24 protein-coding genes are annotated in these 25,168 nt (G+C 40.3%); 10 read left to right on the plus strand and 14 right to left on the minus strand.

Annotation, left to right across the window (positions count from 1 at the left end):
• Window positions 1–58: 58 nt before the first annotated feature.
• From ORI89_RS02825 to ORI89_RS02835, 3 genes are all read right to left on the minus strand, one after another.
• Window positions 59–286 carry a hypothetical protein gene (locus ORI89_RS02825; protein ID WP_268228908.1) on the minus strand — a complete coding sequence of 76 codons (228 nt, stop codon included), beginning with the start codon at window positions 284–286 and terminating at the stop codon, window positions 59–61.
• A 217-nt stretch (window positions 287–503) separates the two neighbouring features.
• Window positions 504–1,754 carry a DUF418 domain-containing protein gene (locus ORI89_RS02830; RefSeq protein ID WP_268228909.1) on the minus strand — a complete coding sequence of 417 codons (1,251 nt, stop codon included), beginning with the start codon at window positions 1,752–1,754 and terminating at the stop codon, window positions 504–506.
• 43 nt (window positions 1,755–1,797) lie between these two features.
• Window positions 1,798–2,292: a hypothetical protein gene (locus ORI89_RS02835; protein ID WP_268228910.1), complete on the minus strand. Its 495-nt coding sequence runs from the start codon at window positions 2,290–2,292 to the stop codon at window positions 1,798–1,800.
• Between the two features lie 282 nt (window positions 2,293–2,574).
• Here ORI89_RS02835 and ORI89_RS02840 point away from each other — a divergent pair, with 282 nt between their 5' ends.
• The 10 genes from ORI89_RS02840 to ORI89_RS02885 all read left to right on the plus strand — a co-directional run bounded on the left by ORI89_RS02840 (window position 2,575) and on the right by ORI89_RS02885 (window position 10,261).
• The gene (locus tag ORI89_RS02840; RefSeq protein ID WP_268228911.1) at window positions 2,575–3,600 is read left to right on the plus strand and encodes a sensor histidine kinase; all 1,026 of its coding nucleotides are present in this window, start codon (window positions 2,575–2,577) and stop codon (window positions 3,598–3,600) included.
• Window positions 3,597–4,358: a LytR/AlgR family response regulator transcription factor gene (locus ORI89_RS02845; protein WP_268228912.1), complete on the plus strand. Its 762-nt coding sequence runs from the start codon at window positions 3,597–3,599 to the stop codon at window positions 4,356–4,358. The genes ORI89_RS02840 and ORI89_RS02845 overlap by 4 nt, the downstream gene beginning before the upstream one ends.
• 114 nt (window positions 4,359–4,472) lie before the next feature.
• Entirely contained in the window at window positions 4,473–4,919 is a 447-nt protein-coding gene (locus ORI89_RS02850; protein ID WP_268228913.1) for a helix-turn-helix domain-containing protein, read from the plus strand.
• Window position 4,920: 1 nt separating this feature from the next.
• Complete coding sequence (locus tag ORI89_RS02855; protein ID WP_268228914.1) at window positions 4,921–5,370, plus strand: cupin domain-containing protein; 450 nt, start codon at window positions 4,921–4,923, stop codon at window positions 5,368–5,370.
• Window positions 5,371–5,412: 42 nt separating this feature from the next.
• A complete protein-coding gene (locus ORI89_RS02860; RefSeq protein WP_268228915.1) occupies window positions 5,413–6,528 on the plus strand; it encodes an alpha/beta hydrolase in 1,116 nt (371 codons plus the stop codon).
• 31 nt (window positions 6,529–6,559) lie between these two features.
• Window positions 6,560–7,003 (plus strand): nuclear transport factor 2 family protein, encoded by a 444-nt coding sequence (locus ORI89_RS02865; RefSeq protein WP_268228916.1) that lies wholly within the window; start codon window positions 6,560–6,562, stop codon window positions 7,001–7,003.
• A 21-nt stretch (window positions 7,004–7,024) separates the two neighbouring features.
• Window positions 7,025–7,756 (plus strand): carboxymuconolactone decarboxylase family protein, encoded by a 732-nt coding sequence (locus ORI89_RS02870; protein WP_268228917.1) that lies wholly within the window; start codon window positions 7,025–7,027, stop codon window positions 7,754–7,756.
• Window positions 7,757–7,759: 3 nt separating this feature from the next.
• Window positions 7,760–8,821, plus strand: coding sequence for an alpha/beta hydrolase (locus ORI89_RS02875; protein ID WP_268228918.1), 1,062 nt, complete (start codon window positions 7,760–7,762; stop codon window positions 8,819–8,821).
• 10 nt (window positions 8,822–8,831) lie between these two features.
• Complete coding sequence (locus ORI89_RS02880; protein WP_268228919.1) at window positions 8,832–9,329, plus strand: cupin domain-containing protein; 498 nt, start codon at window positions 8,832–8,834, stop codon at window positions 9,327–9,329.
• A gap of 260 nt (window positions 9,330–9,589) precedes the next feature.
• Window positions 9,590–10,261: a hypothetical protein gene (locus tag ORI89_RS02885; protein ID WP_268228920.1), complete on the plus strand. Its 672-nt coding sequence runs from the start codon at window positions 9,590–9,592 to the stop codon at window positions 10,259–10,261.
• 121 nt (window positions 10,262–10,382) lie between these two features.
• Here ORI89_RS02885 and ORI89_RS02890 read toward each other — a convergent pair whose 3' ends face one another.
• The 11 genes from ORI89_RS02890 to ORI89_RS02940 form a co-directional block, all read right to left on the minus strand.
• A complete protein-coding gene (locus ORI89_RS02890; protein ID WP_268228921.1) occupies window positions 10,383–10,562 on the minus strand; it encodes a hypothetical protein in 180 nt (59 codons plus the stop codon).
• A gap of 75 nt (window positions 10,563–10,637) precedes the next feature.
• Entirely contained in the window at window positions 10,638–11,393 is a 756-nt protein-coding gene (locus tag ORI89_RS02895) for a hypothetical protein (RefSeq protein ID WP_268228922.1), read from the minus strand.
• Window positions 11,394–11,712: 319 nt separating this feature from the next.
• Window positions 11,713–12,663 carry an Rpn family recombination-promoting nuclease/putative transposase gene (locus tag ORI89_RS02900; protein WP_268228923.1) on the minus strand — a complete coding sequence of 317 codons (951 nt, stop codon included), beginning with the start codon at window positions 12,661–12,663 and terminating at the stop codon, window positions 11,713–11,715.
• A 322-nt stretch (window positions 12,664–12,985) separates the two neighbouring features.
• Window positions 12,986–13,168, minus strand: a complete 183-nt coding sequence (locus ORI89_RS02905) for a hypothetical protein (protein WP_268228924.1) — start codon at window positions 13,166–13,168, stop codon at window positions 12,986–12,988.
• 216 nt (window positions 13,169–13,384) lie between these two features.
• Entirely contained in the window at window positions 13,385–14,638 is a 1,254-nt protein-coding gene (locus ORI89_RS02910; RefSeq protein WP_268228925.1) for an outer membrane protein assembly factor BamB family protein, read from the minus strand.
• 345 nt (window positions 14,639–14,983) lie between these two features.
• The gene (locus tag ORI89_RS02915) at window positions 14,984–16,510 is read right to left on the minus strand and encodes a sulfatase family protein (protein ID WP_268228926.1); all 1,527 of its coding nucleotides are present in this window, start codon (window positions 16,508–16,510) and stop codon (window positions 14,984–14,986) included.
• A gap of 61 nt (window positions 16,511–16,571) precedes the next feature.
• Complete coding sequence (locus ORI89_RS02920; protein ID WP_268228927.1) at window positions 16,572–18,107, minus strand: sulfatase family protein; 1,536 nt, start codon at window positions 18,105–18,107, stop codon at window positions 16,572–16,574.
• 79 nt (window positions 18,108–18,186) lie between these two features.
• On the minus strand, window positions 18,187–19,842 hold the full coding sequence (locus tag ORI89_RS02925) for a RagB/SusD family nutrient uptake outer membrane protein (RefSeq protein WP_268228928.1): 1,656 nt from the start codon (window positions 19,840–19,842) through the stop codon (window positions 18,187–18,189).
• A gap of 21 nt (window positions 19,843–19,863) precedes the next feature.
• Window positions 19,864–23,178: a TonB-dependent receptor gene (locus ORI89_RS02930; RefSeq protein WP_268228929.1), complete on the minus strand. Its 3,315-nt coding sequence runs from the start codon at window positions 23,176–23,178 to the stop codon at window positions 19,864–19,866.
• Between the two features lie 175 nt (window positions 23,179–23,353).
• Window positions 23,354–24,502: a FecR family protein gene (locus tag ORI89_RS02935; protein WP_268228930.1), complete on the minus strand. Its 1,149-nt coding sequence runs from the start codon at window positions 24,500–24,502 to the stop codon at window positions 23,354–23,356.
• 50 nt (window positions 24,503–24,552) lie between these two features.
• Window positions 24,553–25,146, minus strand: coding sequence for an RNA polymerase sigma factor (locus ORI89_RS02940; protein ID WP_268228931.1), 594 nt, complete (start codon window positions 25,144–25,146; stop codon window positions 24,553–24,555).
• Window positions 25,147–25,168: the final 22 nt, after the last annotated feature.

Below are 25,168 nucleotides of genomic sequence, written 5' to 3' on the forward strand. Positions count from 1 at the left end.
AAGCCGCCCCAATTTACATCAGGACGGCTTAAATACCTATAAATATAATATCTATTATCTAGAGGTTTTCTACCTCTTCTATAGAAAGGCCTGTGCCCTTAGCAATATCTGCAATAGGTAGACCCATTTTCTTAAACTCTAAAGCTATGGCAATGGCTTTTTTACGCTCACCATCGGCTTTTCCCTTTTCCATTCCAGTCTTAATTCCTTTTTCTATTCCAGTCTGGATTCCGGCTTGGATTCCTTCCTTTTTTGCCTTATCTAATAAATATTCTCGAGTGCCCATACTAATACTCCTTCCTATTTTTTGATGATAATGTTGGTTTTATATCGCCATCAAGAGCCCTTCGGGGTTGTCTTCTATTTCTGATTCAGATATACTCAAAACCTGCTGGTTATCAAAATTAACATAATATGTTAAATAGACATAAACTCACGTACATATACTTTGGGACGACAACGAGACAAAACAATAAAAAATGAGGAAGAGCGTAAGCCATACCTTAATCTAACTTTTTTCTCTTAAAAGGCTGCATCTTTAAGTAAGTAGCCGTCCGGAGGAACCATTCTAGCGGCCCATATAAATATTTATTTAGCCAAAAGGCGCTAAAAAGCAACTGGGCTATATAAATAAAAATTCCTAAGAAAAACAGCTCGGTAGTGCCCCATGTTTGAAAAAATGGCCCAAAAGCCCACATTGAAAATATTAAACAGCCAATTACACTCTGCATTTCATAGTTTGTCAGCCCCATACGGCCATAGGGTGAAAAAATGTCTAAATATTTAGAGAAAGCATGATGCTGATACAAAAGTGTAAACCCCATAACTATTGCCCCCGAGAATGCAACAATTTTTATATCATTTAAAGTCATAAGACTTAAGCCTGTCCATATGTTTATCGTTTCGCCTCTTGCTAATGACCGGTAACTAAAATTGGGAAACAAACTAGCTATATAGTTGATTAGTAAAACAATGGCCACAAAGCTGATAAAAAAAGCTAATAACTTGCCGGTAGATTGTTGTCTTTCGAAAAAACCGGAACGCCCAACAATTAAACCCACTAAAAATAGCGCAAAAGTAAGATATCCACGCCCGAATAACCCAAATTGATAGTTAAGCTTACCAGCCAAACCTTGTGTAAAATTATGCTTTACAGCATTTATGAATGAAGGTTTAGTAACTTCTGTAGCTCGTTGGGCAGCTTGTGTCTGCGTGGTTACTTTTTGAGAAGAATTATCAACTTGCTCTGTTTTAATATAGTTGGTATAACTCACTTGTATAATGCGAGGAGTGCCTATAAGCAGTAGCGTTACGACAATGATTAAAACACCAGATTTAACCCGATAAAGCAACACCAAAATGCCACCGAAAACAGCGTAAAGCGAAATTATTTCGCCACCATAAAACATATTACCCACTAACCCTATTGCTAACATAACGACCATTCGCCAGATGAAGCGCTGTCTAAAATCAATGCCTTTTTTTGCTGCACGATCGAGTTGAATAAAAAAACTTAAACCAAAGAGAAAAGCAAAAATATTGATAAAACGCCCCATAATAATGTTTTCCCCTATCCATTGAATAGTCGCATCAAACTCGGGGAATAGAGGCCGACGCATATCTGGGGAGAATGAAAAAATACTGAATTGCTGTAACATGTGCATCAAAATAACGCCCAATAAAGAAAAGCCTCTTAAAGCATCTAATAAGGTTATGCGGTTAAGCGGGGTTGAAAGTGTTGTGTTTTGTTCCATTATGGTATTTATATGCTATATATATAATTCAATTTGAGAAAACTTAGTCAGCAGGCTGAACCTGCAGGCGAATGAGCTGCCAACTGTTTTTATGTTTTTTATAAATCTCTGTGACGCTCATGAATATTTTGCGTTCAACTTGGGTAAATACGACTTTCGTATGCAATACCGATACATCATCCATCAACTGAATTTCTGTTTCAAGAATATTTGCCTCGCTGTACTTACTAATGTCGTTTTTGATAACATCAATATATCCCGCTTTATCCATGCGAACCCCAGGTGCTAAAGAAATAAGGTCAATATGAAATAAGATATTTAAAGAGTCCGTTTGTCTTTTTTCTATCCACTGCCATTTATTCTTAGATAATTGGACAATCTGCTCTTCTATTGTTTTATTGCTTATAACAACAGGAATATTCTCTGTCTCATCGGGCTTAGGCATAGCTACTCCTTGCACAGGTGTAGCCAGAATAAGGTTGGTGAAAAATAAAAATGTAAGAATGATGATGCATTTTATATGGTTTCGTTTGTCCATTAATGATGGTTTTGAAATACATGTATACTTTTTTAAATCGCTAAACGATTCGAATATCTTACAAATAAGCCGCTGCCGTAACGGCTTGGGGGGCAAAACGAAAAAAAACAGCGTAAAGACGAAACACAAAATTGACTTAAAGCCCAATAAAAAAGGCTAGCATAGATTTTACTACCCTTTTTACGGATACAGAGATATACTAAACTAGAATAGTTATTTTTGTAGCATACCGAAACTACTTATACATTAAGTATATAGGTCGAACAATGGAACAGTATATAAATGCAGAAAACATTGGCAAACAACTACAAGGCATATCAACTTCATGTCATAAGCTTTATAGCAGCGCTATTTGTGATTTACCCGGACATCACGTGGCTACCTTATGACCTGGAGAAACTAACAGATGTGGCTAAAGGAAATTATATCGTTTTTTTCTTATTTAGATACCTGTATTTTGTTGGTTTAATATTTTCGTTGGTTAAGCTCAACCTCGCAAACATAGTGACCCCAGTATTTAAGAAGCGCTTACTGTATAATATCGGAATTACAATTCTGGCTTATATCCTTTATGGTATTATTTCTTTTATACTATATGCAAAAATCAAGCATTTTGGAAGTTTAGTGTTATTTCAGTTTGCCATAATTGCGACACTAAGTACATTGATGGGGCATATACTTTTGCTCTATACCGAAAAAAGAAAACGAGAGACAGAGATTGAAGAGCTGAAAATACAGAATCTGCAAAGCCAGTATGACGCCCTGACAAACCAGATAAATCCGCATTTTTTCTTTAACTCATTGAATGGGCTAACTGCGCTTATACACAAGCAGGATAACGAAAAAACGTTAACCTACATTAATAAACTATCTGACGTATTTCGGTATATCCTGCAAAGTGATAAAAAAGGAATAGTGACATTGGGTGAAGAACTTGCTTTTGTTGATGCCTTTCGTTTCATGATGGAGGTACGCTTTGCAAACAAACTGAGCTTTGAGATCAATATTCCGGAAGAAAGCACAGCTTACCAACTTCCGGTACTATCTATTCTTCCGATATTGGACAACATCGTTGTTCATAATATGATAGATAGCGAACATAAAATGAACGTAAGTATATATTTGAATAGAGAGAAAGAATTGGTTATCTCGAACCCTGTATACCCTAAACTATTTGCCCCTGTGACAAACGGAACAGGACTTAAAAACTTGGAGAATCGTTTTCTTTTACTGATGGGCAAAGAAGTGCGAGTAGAAAATAAAGAAGATACATTTAATGTCTATTTACCGTTAAAACAATTGGTATGAAAGTATTGATCGTTGAAGATGAAACCGCAGCATATGATAGCTTAGTACACCTGCTACATGAAATAGACCCCACAATAAACATTGTGGGAAATACAGAAAGTGTAGCACAGACTATTCAGTGGATAAATAAAAAGCCGTTGCTAGATCTGATTCTGATGGATATCCATTTGTCGGACGGGTCGGCGTTTTTAACATTTGACCATATTGAAGTTGAAGTGCCTATAATTTTCACGACAGCTTATGATGCTTATGCTATCGATGCCTTTAAAGTAAATAGTATAGATTATTTGCTTAAACCTATAAAGAAAACTGAGCTTGAGCAAGCACTTGCTAAGTTCAAAAAATTATCGAACAATGCTATTACAGCATACTTAGAAAGAATAACACAACTATCGAGCGCTTCGACTTATCAAGACAAACTTTTGATTCCAGCGAAGGACAAACTCCTGCCCATTGATTTGAAAGATGTGTCTTTTTTCTATACAACAGATAAAACAACCAGCATAGGACTAAATAATGGAGAGCGCCTCCCCTACTCTAAAAGTTTAGATGTGATTTTTTCTTCTCTAAACCCTGCTGACTTTTACCGAGCAAATAAACAGTTTATCATTGCTCGAAGAGCCGTAGACAACATTACGGTTTGGTTTGACAGTCGCTTATTGATCGCGCTTGATCATGATACTCCCGAACGTATTTATATCAGCAAGAATAAAGCTGCTGAGTTTAAAGATTGGTTTATCAACCGACCCTCCTCCTGAGAGAATAGTTTATTTTCGTCTTTACACCCCAATTTTTCGCTTTGCAGGCTTAACAAGCTGTCTGACAGATTAAATGCTTGATCTTTGTGTAAGAATCAACAATAAAATGATTTTATGCAAACATTAGAACAGCACAACATTTTTAGATTTTACGATCGTCGAACGATTACCGCTGCAAAAAACCAAAACGATATCACGAACAATTTCCAAGATTTATTGGATAGTTACTTCCTAAATGGGGAGGCACAGAAAAGAGGCTTGCCAGACGTTGCATATTTTGCAAAAAAATTAAACTTATCTGCTAATTATTTCGGTGATCTCATGCGGAAAAAGACAGGAAAAACTCCCCGGCAATATATACAGAACACGATTATTGATTTAGCCAAATGCAAAATCATATCGACAGATCAATCCATAAACGAGATCGCTTATGAGCTGGGGTTTACCTATCCGCAACACTTTATGCGGCTATTTAAAAAACACCTTAACTGCACAGCAATGGCTTATAGAATAAATTTTAAGAATGTTTCCGCAAAGGAATTAAACCTACAAAAGAAGTAACATGAAAAAGATAATTTATTGTACAATTTTCGCCTTATTAAGTATTGCTACAAGTGCGTTGGGTCAAGAGCAATCTATTTTCCCGTTGGGAGAAAAAGCTAAGAATGTGAACCATACAGGCGATGTATGGTTAAGCGAACTGAACCAAGCAGATAGTAGCGTGAATAGTCAGGTTTCACTCGCTGTATTTGCACCAAATGCTAAATTAAACTGGCATAGACACTCTGCAGGGCAGATTTTACTGATAACGGAAGGCGTAGGCTACTACCAAGAAAAAGGCAAACCTGTACAGATAGTACGCAAAGGCGATGTTGTTAAATGCCTCCCGGATGTTGAGCACTGGCACGGCTCTACACCGACAACAGGGGTTACATACATTGCCATATCGCCAAAAAGCAAAACCACATGGCTTGCCCCTGTGCATGAAGAAGAATATCAAAAAATAAAATAGTGATGATTTTACTTTCTGATAGTACAAAGTTATAACACACACATGAAATTAAATATAAACAAAATAGTACAAGCGCTGTTGTTGGGCATAACCATAGCTTTCGTAGTCGCATGCCAATGCGGCAAAGAGAATAGAGAGAACGGGTATATAACAATTGAGGAACAAGGTAGCTTTGCCATAGGCGGGACAGTAATAACCGCCCCTGGCAACTTTGACCCAATAGCACATGGAGCATTCAATCCTAGCAATCAGAGTAGTGAAGGCCAAACTTTACACGGCGACCATGCATTTGTATTTTACCAGCGCCCTGTGAACGCACGTAAGCTTCCCTTAATTTTCTGGCACGGCTACGGACAATCGATGAAAACATGGCAAACCACACCGGATGGACGTGAAGGTTTTCAGGATATTTTTTTAAGACGTCAATTCAGTGTATATAACCTCGATCAGCCGCGAAGAGGCAAAGCTGGACGTAGCACAAAGCCAATAACTCTAACAGCAACGCCAGATGACCAATTGTGGTTTGGAATTTTTCGTCTGGGTGTAGGAACAGAGTTTTACCCCGATGTCCAGTTTTCTAAAAGCCCGGAAGCACTACAACAGTTCTTCAGGCAGATTACACCGGATACCGGACCATTGGATATAGACCTAAATACAGAAGCTGTATCTGAGCTGTTTAATAAAATTGGACAGGGTATTTTGGTAACCCACTCACAAAGTGGTGGAATGGGCTGGCTGACAGCTTTGAAAAACAGCAAGATACAAGCTATTGTTTCGTATGAACCCATGAGCAATTTTGTCTTTCCAGAAGGAGAAACACCTGACCCTATAGCTTATTTGGGTGGACAATTGGGAGCAATAACAGTTTCTATAACGGATTTTAAGAAACTGACAAGCATACCAATAGTAATGTACTATGGAGACTTTATTCCGGATGAACCAGTAGATATACCAGGACAAGAACAATGGCGTGCAGCTTATCAGATGGCTAAAAAATGGGCAGACACAATTAATAAACATGGCGGAGACGCAACACTTGTAAGGTTGCCCGAAGTTGGCATCAAGGGTAATACACACTTTCCGATGTCAGACCTAAACAACATAGAGGTGGCAGATCATATGTCAGCATGGCTTAAGAAAAAAGGGCTAGACAAATAAATCATCTTTAAAAAAGCATAGAGAAAATATTATGAAAACAATTACCACAGGGTTTATTATAGCCTTACTTGGCTTAAAAGTATCATTTGCACAACAGGATGCCGAAACCCAGAAAATCATAGAGCTTTCTAAAGAAAAATGGACTTGGATGTCTGAAAAAGATACAGAGCCTCTAACTAAACTTTTTCATGAGAAATCAATGTTTGTGCACATGGGAGGTACATGGGGGAAAGAGCAAGAAATAAGTGTGATAAAAAATGGTAATATATGGTACAAAAAAGCAGACATCCACGAAGTCTCGGTAAATAGAATAAACGACACTGCAATTCTACTGAATAGGATCGATTTATTGGCAGTGGTGGGTGGTAACGAAGTAACCAACCTTTTTATGGTAACAGAAGTATATGTTAAACAGCAAGGCGACTGGAAGTTGTCAGCGATGTCGTTTACCCGACTGCTTACACCAAACAACTAAATTTAAAGACTTTAAGAGCTGATGAAGAAAACAAAAATTATTGTAGGCTTAGCATTAATATTTAATATGCTACTAAGTATGCAAAATAGTTACAGCCAAACGGCTCCCGTTATGAGGTTAAATGCGAAAGAACAAAATTTGGTTAGTATTGGCGGGCTGGCTGCAAAAGGTGATTTACAGCGTTTAAAAAGCCAACTGGAAAAGGGACTTAATGCAGGTTTGACAGTGAACCAGATTAAAGAAAGTTTGATACACGTTTATGCTTACGCAGGTTTTCCACGAAGTATACGGGCTCTACAGACTTTCATGACGGTGATAGATGAGCGAAAGGCAAGAGGCATTGTTGATGCAGACGGCATAGTGGCATCAACGATTGATACAACAGAAGAAAAGTATGAACGTGGAAAAGAGGTATTGAAGAAGCTTACAGGTGTAAGAGAAAATGAAACAAAAACAGGCTACGCAGCATTTGCTCCTATAATAGAAGTTTTTCTAAAAGAACATCTTTTTGCCGATATATTCGAAAGAGATGTACTAAACTATAGCGAACGGGAACTAGTGACTGTAGCCGTACTGAGTAGCATAGGCGGAGTAGAACCTATGCTTCGATCGCATTTAAATATTTGCCTGCATCTAGGCCTTACGTCCGAACAACTACAACAATGTGTAGATATAATTGCAACAAGCGTGGGAGAAAAAGAAGCAGAGCAAGCCCACGAAGTTTTGAATGAAGTACTACTGTCAAAAAAATAGGATATGAAGAGATTTACACCACTATTTATTTTTGCAATGCTTGTGACAAGTAATAAAATAGTCAAAGCACAATCAGGGCAAGAACCGAAGCCAAAAAACCTATATACGCTTGTATATGATGGAGCTATTGATAAAAATGAGACGGGCAAAGTAAATATTACGCCAGTAGCTTACAAAATTAAAGACGTTGACATCGCCGCTAATGTGTATACACCAGCTGGTTTTGACCGGTCTAAAAAGTATCCCGCAATTGTGGTAGCACACCCCAATGGTGGGGTCAAAGAACAGGTGTCAGGTTTATATGCACAACGTTTGGCCGAAGCAGGCTATATAACGATTGTGGCAGATGCTGCGTATCAAGGAGCTAGCGGCGGACTACCTAGAAATACAGATAAGCCGGCCAATAGAGTTGAGGATATACATGCAATGGCTGATTTTATCTCACAATTTGATGGTGTTGATTTAGGGAAAATAGGCTTATTGGGTATCTGTGGCGGAGGTGGCTATGCTTTAAAAGCAGCACAGGCCGACAAACGTTTTGCGAGTGTCGCAACTTTAAGCATGTTCAACTCGGGAGAGGTAAGACGCAATGGTTTTCAAAAATCGCAGATAAACACGATACAAGACCGCTTGATACAAGCTAGCGAAGCCCGCGCGCAAGAAGCTGCAGGAGGTGAAGTAATTTATACTGGGACAATGAACCCTACTGATGAAGAAATAGCTACGATACCAACAGACTTGTACCGCGAAGGCTATATATATTACTACAGGACACATAAACACCCAAACTCGACCTTTCGATATACGTTAAGTAGTTTATTAGATCTGATGACTTTTGATGCGACCAGTAATATGGAGCTTATTGAGCAACCTCTCCTAATGATTGCAGGAAGCGAAGCAGATACAAAATACATGACTGATGAAGCTATTGTTAAAGCTAATAATACGCAAAAAAAAGAGCTGTTTATCCTAGAAGGAGCGACACATATAGAAACATATTGGAAACCAGAGGTTGTGAAAAAAGCAGTAAAAAAACTAGTCGATTTTTACAACATAAATTTATAAAAATTAAAAAATGGTATTTATAAAAATAAAAAGACTGCTTTTATTTGCAGGGCTAACAGCCATTGGACTAACTATAACAGCCTGTATGTTTACTAAAGAGCCTAAGAAAAGCAAAACGCCTTTCGTGAAGGGAGAAAAGATAGTAAGTGCTAATTTTGTAGGAACGGTATGGTTAAATCATCTTGTAGAAACCGATACTACCCACCATGTCAATATCGGCTCTGTAACTTTTGAGCCAGGAGCAAGAACAAATTGGCATTACCATGAGGGCGGACAGATACTACTGGTAACTGATGGCAAAGGGCTATACCAAGAAAGAGGAAAACCTATAGAAGTGATTCGAGCAGGAGAAGTTGTCAAATGCCCTCCTAATATAGCGCATTGGCATGGCGCTACACAGACTGAACCAATGACACACATCGCTATAGGTACCAATACGCAAATTGGCAGTGCAGTATGGCTAGAGCCTGTAACCGATGAAGAGTTTAATGCCATGCATGATGAATAATTTTTTATATAGTGTCTGTTAAGAGTGAAATTGCCAAGATAAATCCTCTCCTAATTCAAGTAAAACTAACCTTTGACTAATTTTTAACAATTGCTCTCCAAGCAGTACTATCTTTAGTACCCTACGCATCAGAGAAAAATAAATATTAATAGAAAGACTGTGCTCCGACTGAAACAAGAGGAAGACAGCGAAACAACATAAAAAAGGAAGGAGAATGTAAAAAAGTTAAAGATCGACAAACGGACAAAAAAACAAATTTTATGAACTCGATATATCTAGATTCATATAATCTACTACCTTTGCCCGACAAAATAATTTTTATGATTAAATATTACCAAAATTCTAGTTTAGTATTCAAAACTCGCTGGATAACGGATAATGGATTGTACTTTTCGGAAAAAGAACTTGAGGAATCAGTATTGATGCGTTTTGAAGGCAACCCTAAAGAGTTTGAAAAAGATATTATTTTCATTCCGTATGCACAAATAGAGAGCTTAACACCTATTAGTGAGAATCAACAATTTTTACTTGATATTGACGTAAAAGAGCCTGAAAAGTACCAGGCTGTAGTAGCGGATTTCATATCGAATGAACAAATGGACGAAGCTGTTTTGCAAATAACACGGCAAAGTGGATTGAAAGAGCATATAGAGATAACGAAGGATAAATCGTGGGTGCGCAATCTGCTATACACTTTTGTTGCGGGGTTCTTCGGCTACTCCTTAGTCATGATGTCCAAAGAAATTGAAGCCGGAAAAGTACTGGATTTGAGTGGTAGAAGATCCGGTGTGAAGAAAATTTTAGCAACTGTTGCGGAGCAGTTGGGCGTTGTAGGATCTATTGTTTTGGCTATAGTGATAGTGGCGGTATGTGGCTACTTAACATTCAAAGCTTTTAAAACATCACACACAAAAATTTCTGTTTGGAAATAGTAAAATAACATAGTTTACTGTTACAAGCAAAATTTATGATAACATAACTTTAGGTTGACAAAAAGCCGTCCCCAATTTACATCAGGACGGCTTAAAAACTTATAAATATAATATCTATTATCTAGAGGTTTTCTACCTCTTCTATAGAAAGGCCTGTGCCCTTAGCAATATCTGCAATAGGTAGGCCCATTTTCTTAAACTCTAAAGCTATGGCAATGGCTTTTTTACGCTCACCATCGGCTTTTCCCTTTTCCATTCCAGTCTTAATTCCTTTTTCTATTCCAGTCTGGATTCCTTCCATTTTTGCCTTGTCTAATATTCTCGAGTGCCCATACTAATACTCCTTCCTATTTTGTCTTCTATTTCTGATTCAAACCTAAAAAACACATCTCATAAAATGGTTTTTTAGCTCTCCTCCTCCTATAAAACTATTATTTAGAGGAAACATACTCAAAACCTGCTGGTTATCAAAATTAACATAATATGTTAAAAAATCATAGAGCCCTTGACGTGTCTTCTTTTCCATCTTACGCTTCATCATTTCATCATAAAGATCGTGCTTGATGTCTTTAAGCTGATCGTCTGTTATGTTTTTATGCAATATAGCCAGTAACGCCGTTAATACAACTACCGAAAATGGATTGCTATTGCAGCGAAGATCGGCCTCATCCTGATCCAAGATTTTATAGCTGTTGAAATCGTACCGAATCTTGGTAGACATGAACTCACGTATATACACCTTGGGACGATAGCTCTTATTACTATCTGCAAGAATAGCGATTGCTGTAACTGGCACCTTATATCGATCGTATATCTTATAGTAGTATTGAAACATACGCTCGGCAAGATCGCCCTTTCCCTTGCTACTCTGCACCTCAATATGACATAGGATATACTGCTCACCACCATGTTTAAGGTGAACTTTAACAAGCTTGTCAACAAAGCGCACCCCAGCCCCATTGGCCTGTGGAGGGAATAACGTTTCAAATTCCTTATCTAGATAATCGAAAGGTTTGCTCAGATCAAACTCAGTATCCGCATTCGGAAACATAAACTGCAAAAAATGGGAAAAGGTCTGCTCCAATATAGATTTCCAAAGAAGATCGTCGACCCGCCTTACTCTTCTACTCATAACTGTTTATCAAATGGTTACTAGGCAAAGATAGTAAACAAATAGCTAAAAAACTAATTATTTTAGCTTTTTTTTAACCACTACTTATTCTAGTGGCAAGGCTGCACTCCAACTAAAACAAGAGGAAGACAGCGAAACAACATAAAGAAACCAAAAGAAGGTAAAAAGCAAAAGAAGCTAAAAAGTAAAAGGGGAATATGAGCGGCGGCAATGACCAACTCCCTCTCATAGGCTTGGTGCTGCCCTCGATAATGAGCAGAAGGCATAAAAAAGCCATCTGGTATTTCCAAATGGCTTCTCTATAATTATCTTTTATAAACTATTTCAATTTTTCTACCTCTTCAATCGTCAATCCAAGTATTTCAGAGATCATCTTGACCTCGAATCCATTTTTCAACATCTTAGTAGCAGATTCAATAGCTTTTTTATGCTCGCCTTCAGCCAAACCTTCAGCCAAACCTTCAGCTCGACCTTCAGCTCGACCTTCAGCCTTACCCTTGGCATGACCAGAGCGTAACGCAGAATTAAAAACGCTTTCAGCGTCCCGTCTTTGTTTTAAACTTGCCTCATATGACATTAGATCCTCCTCTTTTAATTTTCCTATCTCTCCTATAGCAAAGATACGACCAAATATCCGTTTGTCCAAAAATGAAGGCAGCTTATCCATGGTACTCAGATGCTTAAGAAGATAGAGCCATTGATCCATTATCGTCTCCAATTCCTTTGGCTGCTTATTAAAAACAGGAAGGGATACCATCTTATAACCCAGCTTGTCATAAAAAACCTCATGGGTATGTTTATCACATAAGGCTACGTCATAGAAATAGGGACGATCGGTCTCCCGGGAGAGTGCAACATTCGAGCCCCCATTCATATCGAACTCCAAAATACCAACGAAGTAAACTTCTGGCAAATGATAATCATTCCCTTTCTTCCCTTTGGCAAGCTGCTTATTAATCAACCGCGAGGTATAGAACACAGCACGGTCTTTAAAAAACTCCTGAAATAATTGTTGAAATTCGACTATAAAAATTTCACCATCACTACCTATGCAGTGTAAGTCGAAAACAACGCGACGCATATCCTCCTGATCTCCATCATGCTCTACGGTCTTATACTTTAGATCGACAATTACTTTTTCACCTTCAAACAGACTGTTAAGAAATTCGATCAATAAGATTTTATTCTCTTCTCGCCCAAAATAAAACTTTATACCAAAGTCGGTTCGTGGATCGACGTATTTACCAAGGTGTTTTTTTGATGTAGCCATATCGTTTATAATTGATTATTAAACAAATATACAAAAAAACCAATTAAAACTAAAATAATTAGCACGCAAGTCCACAAAGCTGCTATAAGACCGAAGCTGGCAAGGCTGTGCTCCGACTGAAACAAGAGGAAGACAGCGAAACAACATAAAGAAACCAAAAGAAGCTAAAAAGTAAAAAGGAATATGAGCGGTGGCAACGGCGAAGGCCCTATCATAGGCTTGGTGCTACCCTCGATAAAGAGCAGTGGGCATAAAAAAACCACTTTTACAAGTGGCTTTTATATATAACGTATGCGCAAACTTATTTCTTGACGTAAAGTGCTTATTTTTTACGTCTTAGTTTCTCGGTATAGCCAAATGTTGCTTTTTTCTCTTCATACATATCAATGATGGTCTGTTTAAGCACCAATTCATCTTTAGTAAGTTCATAGGTACCTGTAGTATGATAGCCACCCTGATTTTCGTCTTCCCCGTCCTCAACGAGTTTTAAATTAATAATTGGCATAAGGGCTGCACTACACTGGCAATAGCCGCTAGAAAGCATGTTGCATTTGTTCAGACAACTCTAGGTAGCAATAAAAAAAAAAGAAAGCTCTTACATAAATAGTAAGGGCTTTCTCCTAAAATTGTTTTCATTCAAATAACAGATAAATATAAACATTTTTTTTTAAACATTTAACTTATTTCTTAAAAGACGAATGTTTTATTCACACCTGCCACACTACTTATCAGGAGCAGACGGGCTCTTGAAAATTCCATTATCGGCCAGTATTACAGGATCTGCATTACTGATGCCATTTAAATCGGCATTAAGCCACTCAAGGGTACCATTAGCTGCGTTCAAAGCCATTAATCCCACTGATTCGCCTTGCCCTAACAAATTATTCCCATATGCATACAAATGGCCATTAGCATAAGTAGCTGAAGCATCTAGGCCAATATTATCGTTTTGCCATACCTTAGCGCCATCTTCTAACCGAACCAAATAAGGCCTACCATCAGCGTTGACGGTGCTTCCCTCTTCGTAAACGCCTAAGACATACCTATTGTCGATAACAGTTGGCGTATAGTACCATACCATATCCCCTCCGCTATCTACCTCCCAAAGCACCTGCCCGTTATTAATATCTAGGCAAAAAAGCTTCCCACCCATACCTACAGTACGGCTACCGTGCAAAAGCACTTTACCTCCCGCAACAGTAGGAGTTCCGGCGCCCAGGCTCGCATCAGGCATAGCTAAACGCCACAGCTCCTTACCACTGGAAAGCTCCAGCGCGACCAGGTCATTCATGGGCACAAGCAGTTTGCCTCCTGAAATTTTAACCCTACCCGTTACTGCTGTTTCTGCAGGAAGGCTAAATGTCTGTATAGACTTGCCAGTCGCTTTATCCAATAGATGCACCTTATTTCTTTCGTCGCCCCAAAAAACCGTACTGCTGGAGCCTACGATCACATATTGATCCTGCACGCTCAGATAGGTAGGGTAAAAGCTGTTGCGCGTGCCGTCAAAATCAGGATCTAAGGTACGCGACCATAATGGAGTGCCGTCTGCTTTAAGAGCTACAGCTATTCCAGAATGCCCTATGGTATAGCAAATGCCATCTTTCACAGCTGTTTGCACCTCACTCGCAGTTATAGATTCTTCCTTAAAAAAAGTCTTACGCCATAAAAGCTGTTTGCTCGACAAGTTAATTGAATTAATGGTGTTGCTCTCATCTCCGGTATAAACAGCCGTGCCGTCCGAATCCAGCCCCGACACATCGTTTTGCTTACCGAAATCAAATAGCATATCCGCCTTACCATCAGTAGCATTTACACGATAGACTTTCCCGTTACTACTCGTGAGGATTGACTTATTGGTGCCCAGATTATCAAATGTCGGGGTGTTGCCTGCACCTGAGGAGTCGTCTTTGCTACAGGATATTAACATAACATAAAATGCAAAGAGACAAGGCTTGAAGAGATTGTTTTTCATCTATGTATAATTATTCGTGTTTTATTTTTTTATATACCAAAAAAGATGCATAAATAACTAGTAATCATATAATGAGCATTTAAATACATCCGTATTTATAGAATTTACCACATGCATACTTCATAAATAATTTGCCTATAGAACAATAAACCAGCGGCAAGTGTTTGGGCTAAATCTTTATTTTAAAATAAAAAACCTGTGGCAAACTAAAAAAAGGAAAGAGATTAACATTTACTAATGTTAAAAAACACAGTTAATAACGGAATAACTGACAATATATACTTGTAAAAAACCGTGTAGCCCAGTTATAGACTACACGGTTGATATTTTATATTTTTAAGAAATTTACTGCTTGTCACGCTCCGCCTGCAGAAGCGCCTTTAACTCTTTGACAAGCTGTGGATGTTTACCGGCAAGATTTACTTTCTCGCCAATATCGGCGCTCAGATCGTAAAGCTGATCTTCCGGATTATTTCCATACTCCGTATCGGTCAGTTTACTGTAAGCAGCTCCATTGCTCGGTGCTATATATTTCCAGTTGCCTTTCACAATAGCCAGCGTTCCGGCATGCTCGACCATAATCGCTCTTCCCTGAGAAGTATTGCCTTGAAGTGCTTCATAAAGTGGCTCGCTATCAATAGCCGACGCAGGAACTTTCTGTCCTAGCATAGTAGAGAAAGAAGCCAACAGATCTATCTGCCCCAATAACGCATCAGAAACAGCATTCTGCTGTATACCCTTTCCACTTACAATAAAAGGTACACGTGTGCCACCCTCGAAAATGCTGTACTTACCTCCTCTTAAAGGCCCTGCGGGGTTGTGCCCGTTACGCTGTGTTACCGCCCCGTCAACATAGCCATCATCCAGAACGGGACCATTATCGCTTGAAAAAACGATAATCGTATTCTCTGTTAGCCCTAGATAATCCAATTCGCGCATCACTTCGCCTACTGTCCAATCTAATTGTAAAATAGCATCACCGCGGTAGCCTAAATCGCTCTTTCCCTTAAAATAAGTTGCCGGCATACGTGGAACATGCGGCTCGGTTAAGGCGAAAAACAGAAAAAAAGGGTTGCTTTTATTGTCACGGATAAACCCCTGAGCGACATCTAAAAAGGTGGTAGAGACTTCCTCATCGACCCAACGGGCCTGATGCCCACCAGTCATATAACCGATGCGACCTATCCCGTTGACAATGGTATTGTCGTGCCCATGGTTAGGTGAAGCCGGCATTTTCAATAATTCTGGGTTTTCTTTACCGGTAGGATCATTTCCTATCTTTGTTTTATAATTCACTTCGATAGGATCGTTCGGGTCTAAACCTACGACTCGCTGATTTTCCATGAAAACGGTAGGCACACGATCAGCTGTGGCCGGGAAAATAAAAGAATAATCGAACCCTACCTGATTGGGCCCAGGCGCAACAACATCGTTCCAGTTTTTCTCGACCTGAGTCCCCAGACCCAAATGCCATTTGCCAACAACTGCCGTGCGATAGCCTGCATCTTTAAATACTGTAGCCAATGTAGGCTTATCAGTAGGCACAATAAGTTTAGCGTCGCCAGGCAACACGCCTGTGCCGGATTGTCGCCAAGGGTAAACACCCGTCATCAAAGCAAAACGAGAAGGCGTACACGTAGCGGAAGAACTATGCGCATTGGTAAAACGCACACCACTTGCCGCTAGCCTATCCAAATTTGGGGTGTGTATTTTATCGGCACCATAGCTGCCTAAATCACCATAGCCTAAATCATCAGCATAAATCAAAATTACATTGGGCTTGGCTGGTGCGTTCTGTGCCCAAAGTTTACCTGTGGATAAACCTGACAACAGGCAGCCCATGACCAAGAGATTGATTACTTTTTTCTTCATCTATAAATTTATTGTTTTGTTATTCAATTGAGTACATCAGTTGTACTGTGTTTTCATTGCATTATTTGTTGTAAGTTTTCTCTCTTTCTTGACGTAAAATCGTTTCTAATTCTTGCACTACCTCTGGATGCTTTTCAGCAATATTGTGTTGTTCACCCAAATCTACACTCAAATCATAAAGTTGAGCTGTGGCTAAATTACCTAATTCAGTATCTGTAAACGAGCTTTTAGCAGGTCCTTTACTTGGCGCGATATATTTCCACTTGCCTTTTAGCACCGATAAGGTTCCTGCATGCTCGATCAAATGATCTCTACCTGTCACACTTTGCCCCAATAAAGCGCTCATTAGCGGCTCGCTATCAACTGCTTCTTGAGGGACAGATAGCCCTAGCATCTGAGCCATAGAGGCCAACAGATCCATTTGTCCGATAAGTGCATGCGACACTTTGCCCTGCTCAGCCCCTGGCCCACGCACTATAAAAGGAACCCTTGTTCCGCCTTCAAAAACACTATATTTGCCCCCACGCAAACTCCCCGAAGGCGTATGCCCGTTTAACATGGCAACTGACCCGTCTTCATAATCGTCGATCAAGACAGCTCCATTATCACTAGAGAAGATAACAATCGTATGCTCGTCAATACCTAAATACCGCAGCTCACGCATGATTTCGCCAACAGTCCAATCCAGCTGTAAGATAGCATCACCACGAGGGCCTAAACCGCTTTTCCCTTTAAAAAAAGTGGCAGGAACACGAGGCGCATGCGGATCGTTAAGCGAAAAAAACAAAAAGAAAGGACTCTCCGCATTTTCACGTATAAATTTTTTACTTACATGCAGAAAAGTTGGTGTAATTTCCTCATCTACCCAACGTGCTTGATGCCCCCCTTTCATAAACCCGATACGGCCTAAACCATTAACTATCGTATTCTTATGACCAAAATTGGCGTGTATTTTCAACAATTCAGGGTTCTCTGCGGCCGTAGGGTCATTGCCAATTTTCTCTTTGTAGTTTACCTCCAACGGATCGGCAGGATCCAGACCTATAACTCGTTGATTTTCTAGAAATACGGTCGGTGTCCTATCATTTGTAGCCGGAAAGATAAACGAAAAATCGAACCCAACATCATTAGGCCCCAGCTTTATACGTTCGTTCCAGTTTTTTTCGCCGTCGCCGCCCAATCCTAAATGCCACTTGCCGACGACTGCCGTCTTATAACCTGACTGCTGAAATACTTTAGGTAGGGTGGTTTTATCTGTAGGGATAATAAGCTTTGCATCCCCGGGTAATATGCCCGTCCCCTCTTGTCGCCAGGGATATACCCCAGTAAGTAAAGAAAAACGTGAGGGCGTACACGTAGCGGACGAACTATGCGCATTGGTGAAACGAACACCCTGCGCGGCAAGCGCATCAATATGCGGGGTGCTCAACTTCGTAGCGCCATAGCTGCTGACGTCGCCGTAACCCAAGTCATCTGCATAAATCAAGATGACATTGGGCTTATTTTGTTGGCCTTGTGCTTTGACTGTTTTTAGAGTTAAAGTAAGCAGCACACAAACACATAACACCTCAAAAAGCATAGGTCTTTTACATCTCATATCTATTTCGTCTTTGACCAAATTTATGCTGCAGGCATTATCACATAGTGAGTAGCCTGCAACATAAGATTATACATAACTATTTAAGCTTCGGATTAACGTTAACCTCGCTCTGTGGCACAGGCCAATAGCGATCCTGTCCTTTCCTGAACTTTTTGCTCGTGACATACCACCTGCTGTACTGATCTTTGACACCGCTAGGGTTCACCCGTAAATTATTGGCATCGGGAAATGGCGCTCCATAAAACTCGCCTTGCAGCACATCGTGAGCAATGTCCCAACGCAACAAATCCCAATAGCGGATACCCTCGAGCGCCAACTCAACGCGACGCTCATTGCGCAGGATTGGCCGAAGGGTTGCTGCATCGGTCACCTGTATGGCAGGCATGTTGACGGACGCTCTAGCCCTTACTTTATTGATGGTAGCATCTAATAGTGCCTGATCGATAGCATCGCCATTTTCCAACTTGGCCTCTAAATAGCTAAGCAAAACTTCCGCATAACGTATAACAGGCAGATCTATGCCTGAGTTTTGTAGATCGCCGGTGAATTTTTCATTGTTAAATTTACGCAGCCCATATCCTGTACGGGTCGCTTGCTTGGTTGTTGTTAGCTGATCTTTAGAAGAAGTTAAGTCCGGGTGGCTCTGATACTCGAAGTCTTTAAACTTATCGCCATTGGTAATAATGGTATAACTTAAACGAGGATCGCGGCCTTTTGTTAAGTCGGTTGCGTCATAACGCATATCCTCATAGCTAAACATCGTTCCGTCGTTAAACCCATAAGCCTCGACCAGACTACCCAACGGATTGTGCAGGTGCCACCCACCGGCTGTTGCCGGATATTGATGCTGTAACATAGCGTTACTCGCTAAATCGGTTAAATATTGTGTTGCAAATAATATTTCGTTGCTAGTCTCGTTTGTTCCATCGAATAAGCTGCTATAATTAGCATCAATGCTGTTCTCGTTGGCGCTTATAATAGACTGATAGCTGTTAATTGCACCGCGATAGTCTTTTTCTGACAATTGCAGACGTCCTAAAAAAGCCCACACCCCCTGCTTTGTAATGCGCCCACGCTCTTGCGTAGTAAGATTTGCGTGGCTCGGCAATGCTTCAATTGCTTCAGTAAATTCTTTATGAACGAAAGCAACAATTTCTTCCTTACTCGCCTTATCAACATTATTGGCTTCATGTAGCGTTAAAACTTTTGTTACTAACGGCACAGAACCAAAGTGCTGCGATAAGTAGTAGTATTGAGCAGCTCGAATAAAACGGGCCTCAGCTACATAACGATTACGCGTTGCTTCATCAAGAGGAGCTTTACTGATGTTTTCTAAAAAGAAATTGGCTCTCGCAATACGCTTATAGGAGTTGCGCCAAAAGTTTCTCAAAACACCAACACTGGAGGTCAATGTGCCGTCGGAAAGTTTTGTCAGATCGGCGTTATCGCCTCTTCGATCATAAGCATTATCGGAGGCAAACTCCAGATACAAAAGCCCGTAATAAGACCACCAGTCAGAAAGCGTGTACTCGGCGCCATTATTCATTTGTATTTCCCCGCGGTACAGGCCGGTAATCGCTAGCAAAGCATCGTTTTCACTTTTCCAAAATGATTCGTTTGCAAACTGATCTAAAGGGTTTGTTTCTAACTGGTCTTGGCAGCTAACAAAGAGTAGGCTAATCCCCAACAAACCAGCGTATATATTTTTATATTTAAAATTTAAGTTCAACATATTCTGCGATGAATTAAGTAGTTAGAAATTAAGGTTAACACCAAAAGTAAACGTGCGCATGATTGGATAATAACCACCTCCGGAGTTGATCTCTGGATCCCATCCTTGACGATAAGAATGTTTGGTAAATAAATTCTCCGCACTGGCGTGTATTCTTAAGCCATCTATTTTCCAGTTATTTGTTAATGTTTTAGGTAAGGTATAACCCACCTGAATATTTTTTAAGCGTAGGTAAGAAGCATTTAGCAACCAAAAATCAGAGCTTAACGTATTAGGCGTACCTGAACTAGGGATTTGCTCCATCCGTGGGTGTAAGGCATTTCGATCGGGGTTAGCTGTTGTCCAGCGTCCTTCGTACTGCCATCTCTGGATATTACCTAAATTATGCAGCGCTGTGCCGGCAAAACCATTGAGCTGCCCTGTCACACCGGAGACACCCTGTAGCAAAGCGCTAAAATCGATGTTTTTATAGCTTACATTTAAGTTCAGACCATAGGTATGTTTCGGAATTTGAGAGCCCAAAACAGTGCGGTCATACACGGGGTCGACCTTGCCGTCCGGCACACCGTCAGGGCCGCTGATATCTAAGTAGCGAATATCGCCGGGTTTAGCATTCGGGTTTATCGCATTCATATTAGCCCAAGAGCTAACATCTGCCTCATCAACAAATAAACCATCTGTTTTATACCCATAATACATTTGTATAGGATAGCCAATAAATAAAGTAGAGCCATTGCCTACTAAACCGTTGGGCTGCGTGACATTACCAACGCCCAAATCAATCACTTCGTTACTAACTGTGGAGTAATTGACTGTTGCACCATAAGACCAGTCGTTCACCCTCTTGTTGTACCCTAGCATAAACTCCCATCCTTTGTTTTTTAATTTTCCGGAGTTTTGCAGGCCAACGTCAAAGCCCAATACGTCAGACACACTACCTCCCGGGCTAACTAAAATATCATAAGTATAGCGGTCGTAATAGGTGGCGCTAAAGGTTAATGCACGGTTTAAGAAGCTTCCTTCTAGGCCGACATCTGCTGTGCGGGTGGACTCCCATTTCAAATTGGGGTCAACAATTGCTTTCTGCGCAACCCCCGGGCTGATAGCCCCTCCAAATGGGTAATTATAACCACTATTTAAAATACTTTGGTAAGGATAGTTGCCAATATTTTGATTACCCAAGACACCAAAAGACCCTTTAAGCTTTAGTTCGTTAAGCCATTGGAATCTGCCCTTAAGGAACTCTTCTTCGGTGAGCAACCAGCCTGCCGCAACAGAAGGGAAAACGGCATATTTTTTACTAGTCGGGAAGCGGGAGGAACCGTCGTAGCGGACAACCCCTTCCAGCAGGTAGCGACGATTAAAATTATACTGTAAGCGGGCAAAAAGAGATTCTAAGCCCCATTCCGAAGCATACCCTGAATTTTGCTGGCCCTCGGGCGAGCCGACATTCAGTTCTGTTAAGGAGTTTGTTGGAAAGTTTTGACGGAAAGCCGTTAAGTATTCGTTATAGCCTTCTTCATAAGAGTATCCTCCTAAAACTTTAATGTCGTGTTTGCCAAAGCTCTTGTTGTACTCGGCTAATGCCTGGAATGTTTTATAATCGTTATAAGGGTTGTTTTGATTTAACGTAGCCGGGCCTAAATTAATTCTATCGTTCAGTCTTTGCGTTGCTAAGAACCGCTTTGAGCGATTAGACTCTTGCGTATAGCCTCCTATGGCAGACAAAGTTAAACCTGATAAGACAGTCCAGTCTAACCGGATATTACCCCCCATATTAGAGTAGCGGTCTTTAAAAAATGAATCGCTTTCTAAAAATGATATCGGCGTTCCCTTTTGGTTATTTCCGGTGCCCCAATCGCCATTGGCTAATTGAATAGGATAAATTGCCGGAAAACGAACAACATTAGAAATCATACCGATCATATCGTTAAAGTCTAAAGTTGCCGGTGGCGCCGGCTGCTTATCAAGCGTTTGAATAGCGGACAATCTAGTAGTTAATTTTAGGTTCTCTCGAATATTTGTGACGAGGTTTAGACGTGTATTATAGCGGTCGTAGCTGTTTTTCTTTACAATTCCTTGCTGATTTAAATAACCCAACGAAAAACTATACTGCATACGCTCGGTATTATTTGAAAGGTTAAAGTTATGGCCAGTTTGCATGGCGCTGCCTTTGAAGAATCCGCCCAAGAAATCACTGTTGGGATAGTTGTCGGGGTCGGAGCCGTCCTTAAACTTCTGGATCTCCTCATCCGAATAACCGCCTCCACCGCCCGTGGTTTCGTTCATTGCTGTAGCATACTCCCAAGAGTTGACAAACTCGGGATAGGCTGTTGGCTTTTGTATACCGGTATAGCCCGAGTAGCCGATGCTAAGCTTATCTTTCGTGGCTCCGGTTTTAGTAGTGACTAAAATAACACCATTGGCTGCACGCGCTCCATAAATAGCTGCTGAAGAAGCGTCTTTTAATACAGAAATAGAAGCCACATCATTGGGGTCAATATCATTAAAAGAGTTTGTCGGGATGCCGTCCACCAAGATCAACGCTCCTGTACCGGCACCAAAAGAGCCCACACCCCTAATCTGTATGTTGCCCCCAGAGGCACCAGGCTGGCCCGAACGCTGGATAACCGTGACACCCGGCATCTGACCGGCTAGTGCTTGAGAAAGCTGGGGAACACTACGCTTGGCGATAGCATCGCCTTTGACTTCGGAGACCGAACCGATCATTTCTGATTTTTTTTGTACACCATAGCCTACAACAACCACTTCGTCCATAGCTTCGACCATAGACACCAACACAATATCAGGAACCAAATAGTCTTGATAAGCAACCGTGACCGACTGATAGCCCAAGCTCTGCACAGATAGTTGCCCAGATGCTGGAACATTATCAAAAGAAAAAACACCTAGCTCGTTGGTGGCTGTGCTTCTCGAAGAACCTACCAAAGAAACCGTAGCGCCAACTACAGGCTGCCCGTCAACGCCAATGACAGCGCCTTTTAAACCTGTTTGTACATTTCGATCTGAATTATTAAGCGACGATCTACTCATGGAGCCCTTCTTTAAAAGCACAGTATTCCCTTTTGTCGTATACGTTAAGCCTTGATCGTGAAGAAGTGCTTCTAGAGCTTCGGACCAATGCATATTATCGACAGTAAGGTTGACCTTCTTGTACTCATTGATAACAGAAGAGTTATAAATAAAATCTTTACCTGTTTGTTTTCGAATTTCTCCTAGTACCATTTTAAAAGATGTACGGTGCACATCGATTGAAACATTTTGTCCATAACTATTGGCAGCAACCTGCACAGAAGCAATGGTTAGGAATATCATAACCAGTTTCATATATACCACAATTTTTACGGTCTCTTTATTAAAAAAGCGCCGCAATGCGTTATTTTTTTTATACATTTAGATAGATAAATTGATTGATAAAATTTGATTGTTTATTGGTCATATCGCTAGCGGGGATGTTGCCGCATTCCCGCTTCTTCTTTTATATTAGTAGTTATCGATTCATAACATACACTCCTCCCTGTTTGATGTTAAACTTAATATCCGAAACTTCCTCCAAATGGTTCAAGAGCTCCTTTAAACTATCACTTTTCTTGAAAGTTCCTGAAAAACGAGCTGTACCTTTATAAGCGATATCTACAGAATGTATGTCGTACCAATCGTCGATACGCGCCATTAACTCTTTAATGTCAAGATTATTAAAAACAAAGTATCCCTGCTGCCACATGCGTGCTAAGCTAGTATCTACTTCTAGCACCATCGGCTTGTCCATGTTACCGTAAGATTGTTCGCCTACTTTTAGCAAGGCTTCTCCTGCCTGATTGGACACTTTTACTTTACCTTCAACCAATGTGGTTCTTTCGACCTCATCCGCGTAGGCATAGACATTAAAGTGTGTACCTAATACCTCCGTACGGTTGTATTTACCTTGTACGCGAAAATGTTTATCTGGTTGTGGAAACACTTCAAAATAAGCTTCTCCATTTAAAGCAAGATCCCTATTTTGTTTATTAAAATCTAAAGGGATAGTGACTTCCGTTCGGCTATTTAAGCATGCTTTTGTGCCATCTGGCAATAATAAAGTGTGTATTTGCCCTTTATCTGTGCGCAACACCAAAGCGACAGCCTCTTGTTGCAAAGGGCCAAATGATGATAATTTCAGTTTCGTTGTTTGACTATCGCTCTGCTCTACATAGGCCGTATACTCGGTATGGCTTAGAGGGCGAAGGGCTCCGCTCGACATTTGAACCTGAAGACTAAGTGCGCCATCTTGATGCAAAGATACGTCGTCAGTCTTATTCGATAAAGAAGGAGACAAATCATCCTTACGCAAAGCAAATTGATATATTAATAGTGCAGCAGAGAAAAAAGCCAATAAAAAACCTGCAAAACGCAGATAGCTTTGACGCTTACGCTGCGTTGGCAACTTTTGCTGCGCAACCACAGCCTGCCACACCTTACGACTTTGCATGTCGGAAAACTCGACAGGCCTGCCACTACGCCCGACATAACGATCGAAAATCTTTAACACATCTTCTGAGGGTTCGTCATTCAGTAAATTGATCAGCTGCTCTTCGCCGGCAGCATCAAGCTTATCTTCAAAATATAGCGCAATTAAGCTTTCTATCTCTTCTTTTTGCATTATTTATAATTGTTCCTTACTGTAAGAACAAGATTCGAAGGCAAGAAGGACTAGTCGTTGAAAAAAAAAGTAAATAAAAATAAAATAAGAGATAATGAAGCGTTTGGTTTTTGATTTTCTAGATGGTTTTTAATGGTTTTAAGAGCCTGTACCACGTGATTTTTAACGGTATTTGTAGAAATAGACAATTGCTCGGCTATTTCTTTGTGCGAAAAACCGTCCAGACGGCTAAGCCGCAAAATCAAGCGCTGCCGCTCAGGAAGTAAGTCTAAGATAGCTTCAAAAGATTCATGAAACTCTTTTATCGTTAGAAAATGATCCGAATCATGGTGTACATATTCGTCTTCCTGCTGTATAGTTCTGAATAGTTTTTGCTCCCGTTTAACCTGCTTTAGTTTATTAAAGCTCAAATTCCTGCAGATGACATACAGATAAGTATTCAGGCTCGTATTGACATCGATAACCTCACGATTGTCCCAGAGTTTTAAAAAACTGTCCTGAACCACCTCTTCTGCATACTTTTCAATTTTCAAGATATAAAAAGCAACCCGATAGACATCGGCACTGTAAATGTCGTAAAGTCTACGGAAAGCCAGTTGATTTCCTTTAGAAAACTGAATTAATATAGCCCTTAAATTATTCAAAGATTAAAAATATATTAAGTTG

The sequence above is a fragment of the Sphingobacterium sp. UT-1RO-CII-1 genome, assembly GCF_026711005.1.
Lineage (GTDB): Bacteria > Bacteroidota > Bacteroidia > Sphingobacteriales > Sphingobacteriaceae > Sphingobacterium.

Bases quoted from the DNA above. Each gene is read 5' to 3' on its own strand.
- ORI89_RS02905 (WP_268228924.1), bottom strand. From the start codon at position 13,168: ATGCCAATTATTAATTTAAAACTCGTTGAGGACGGGGAAGACGAAAAT.
- ORI89_RS02875 (WP_268228918.1), top strand. From the start codon at position 7,760: ATGAAGAGATTTACACCACTATTTATTTTTGCAATGCTTGTGACAAGT.
- ORI89_RS02930 (WP_268228929.1), bottom strand. From the start codon at position 23,178: ATGATATTCCTAACCATTGCTTCTGTGCAGGTTGCTGCCAATAGTTAT.
- ORI89_RS02925 (WP_268228928.1), bottom strand. From the start codon at position 19,842: ATGTTGAACTTAAATTTTAAATATAAAAATATATACGCTGGTTTGTTG.
- ORI89_RS02860 (WP_268228915.1), top strand. From the start codon at position 5,413: ATGAAATTAAATATAAACAAAATAGTACAAGCGCTGTTGTTGGGCATA.
- ORI89_RS02830 (WP_268228909.1), bottom strand. From the start codon at position 1,754: ATGGAACAAAACACAACACTTTCAACCCCGCTTAACCGCATAACCTTA.
- ORI89_RS02855 (WP_268228914.1), top strand. From the start codon at position 4,921: ATGAAAAAGATAATTTATTGTACAATTTTCGCCTTATTAAGTATTGCT.
- ORI89_RS02910 (WP_268228925.1), bottom strand. From the start codon at position 14,638: ATGAAAAACAATCTCTTCAAGCCTTGTCTCTTTGCATTTTATGTTATG.
- ORI89_RS02850 (WP_268228913.1), top strand. From the start codon at position 4,473: ATGCAAACATTAGAACAGCACAACATTTTTAGATTTTACGATCGTCGA.
- ORI89_RS02915 (WP_268228926.1), bottom strand. From the start codon at position 16,510: ATGAAGAAAAAAGTAATCAATCTCTTGGTCATGGGCTGCCTGTTGTCA.
- ORI89_RS02895 (WP_268228922.1), bottom strand. From the start codon at position 11,393: ATGAGTAGAAGAGTAAGGCGGGTCGACGATCTTCTTTGGAAATCTATA.
- ORI89_RS02900 (WP_268228923.1), bottom strand. From the start codon at position 12,663: ATGGCTACATCAAAAAAACACCTTGGTAAATACGTCGATCCACGAACC.
- ORI89_RS02920 (WP_268228927.1), bottom strand. From the start codon at position 18,107: ATGAGATGTAAAAGACCTATGCTTTTTGAGGTGTTATGTGTTTGTGTG.
- ORI89_RS02825 (WP_268228908.1), bottom strand. From the start codon at position 286: ATGGGCACTCGAGAATATTTATTAGATAAGGCAAAAAAGGAAGGAATC.
- ORI89_RS02870 (WP_268228917.1), top strand. From the start codon at position 7,025: ATGAAGAAAACAAAAATTATTGTAGGCTTAGCATTAATATTTAATATG.
- ORI89_RS02865 (WP_268228916.1), top strand. From the start codon at position 6,560: ATGAAAACAATTACCACAGGGTTTATTATAGCCTTACTTGGCTTAAAA.
- ORI89_RS02935 (WP_268228930.1), bottom strand. From the start codon at position 24,502: ATGCAAAAAGAAGAGATAGAAAGCTTAATTGCGCTATATTTTGAAGAT.
- ORI89_RS02880 (WP_268228919.1), top strand. From the start codon at position 8,832: ATGGTATTTATAAAAATAAAAAGACTGCTTTTATTTGCAGGGCTAACA.
- ORI89_RS02885 (WP_268228920.1), top strand. From the start codon at position 9,590: ATGAACTCGATATATCTAGATTCATATAATCTACTACCTTTGCCCGAC.
- ORI89_RS02890 (WP_268228921.1), bottom strand. From the start codon at position 10,562: ATGGAAGGAATCCAGACTGGAATAGAAAAAGGAATTAAGACTGGAATG.
- ORI89_RS02845 (WP_268228912.1), top strand. From the start codon at position 3,597: ATGAAAGTATTGATCGTTGAAGATGAAACCGCAGCATATGATAGCTTA.
- ORI89_RS02835 (WP_268228910.1), bottom strand. From the start codon at position 2,292: ATGGACAAACGAAACCATATAAAATGCATCATCATTCTTACATTTTTA.
- ORI89_RS02840 (WP_268228911.1), top strand. From the start codon at position 2,575: ATGCAGAAAACATTGGCAAACAACTACAAGGCATATCAACTTCATGTC.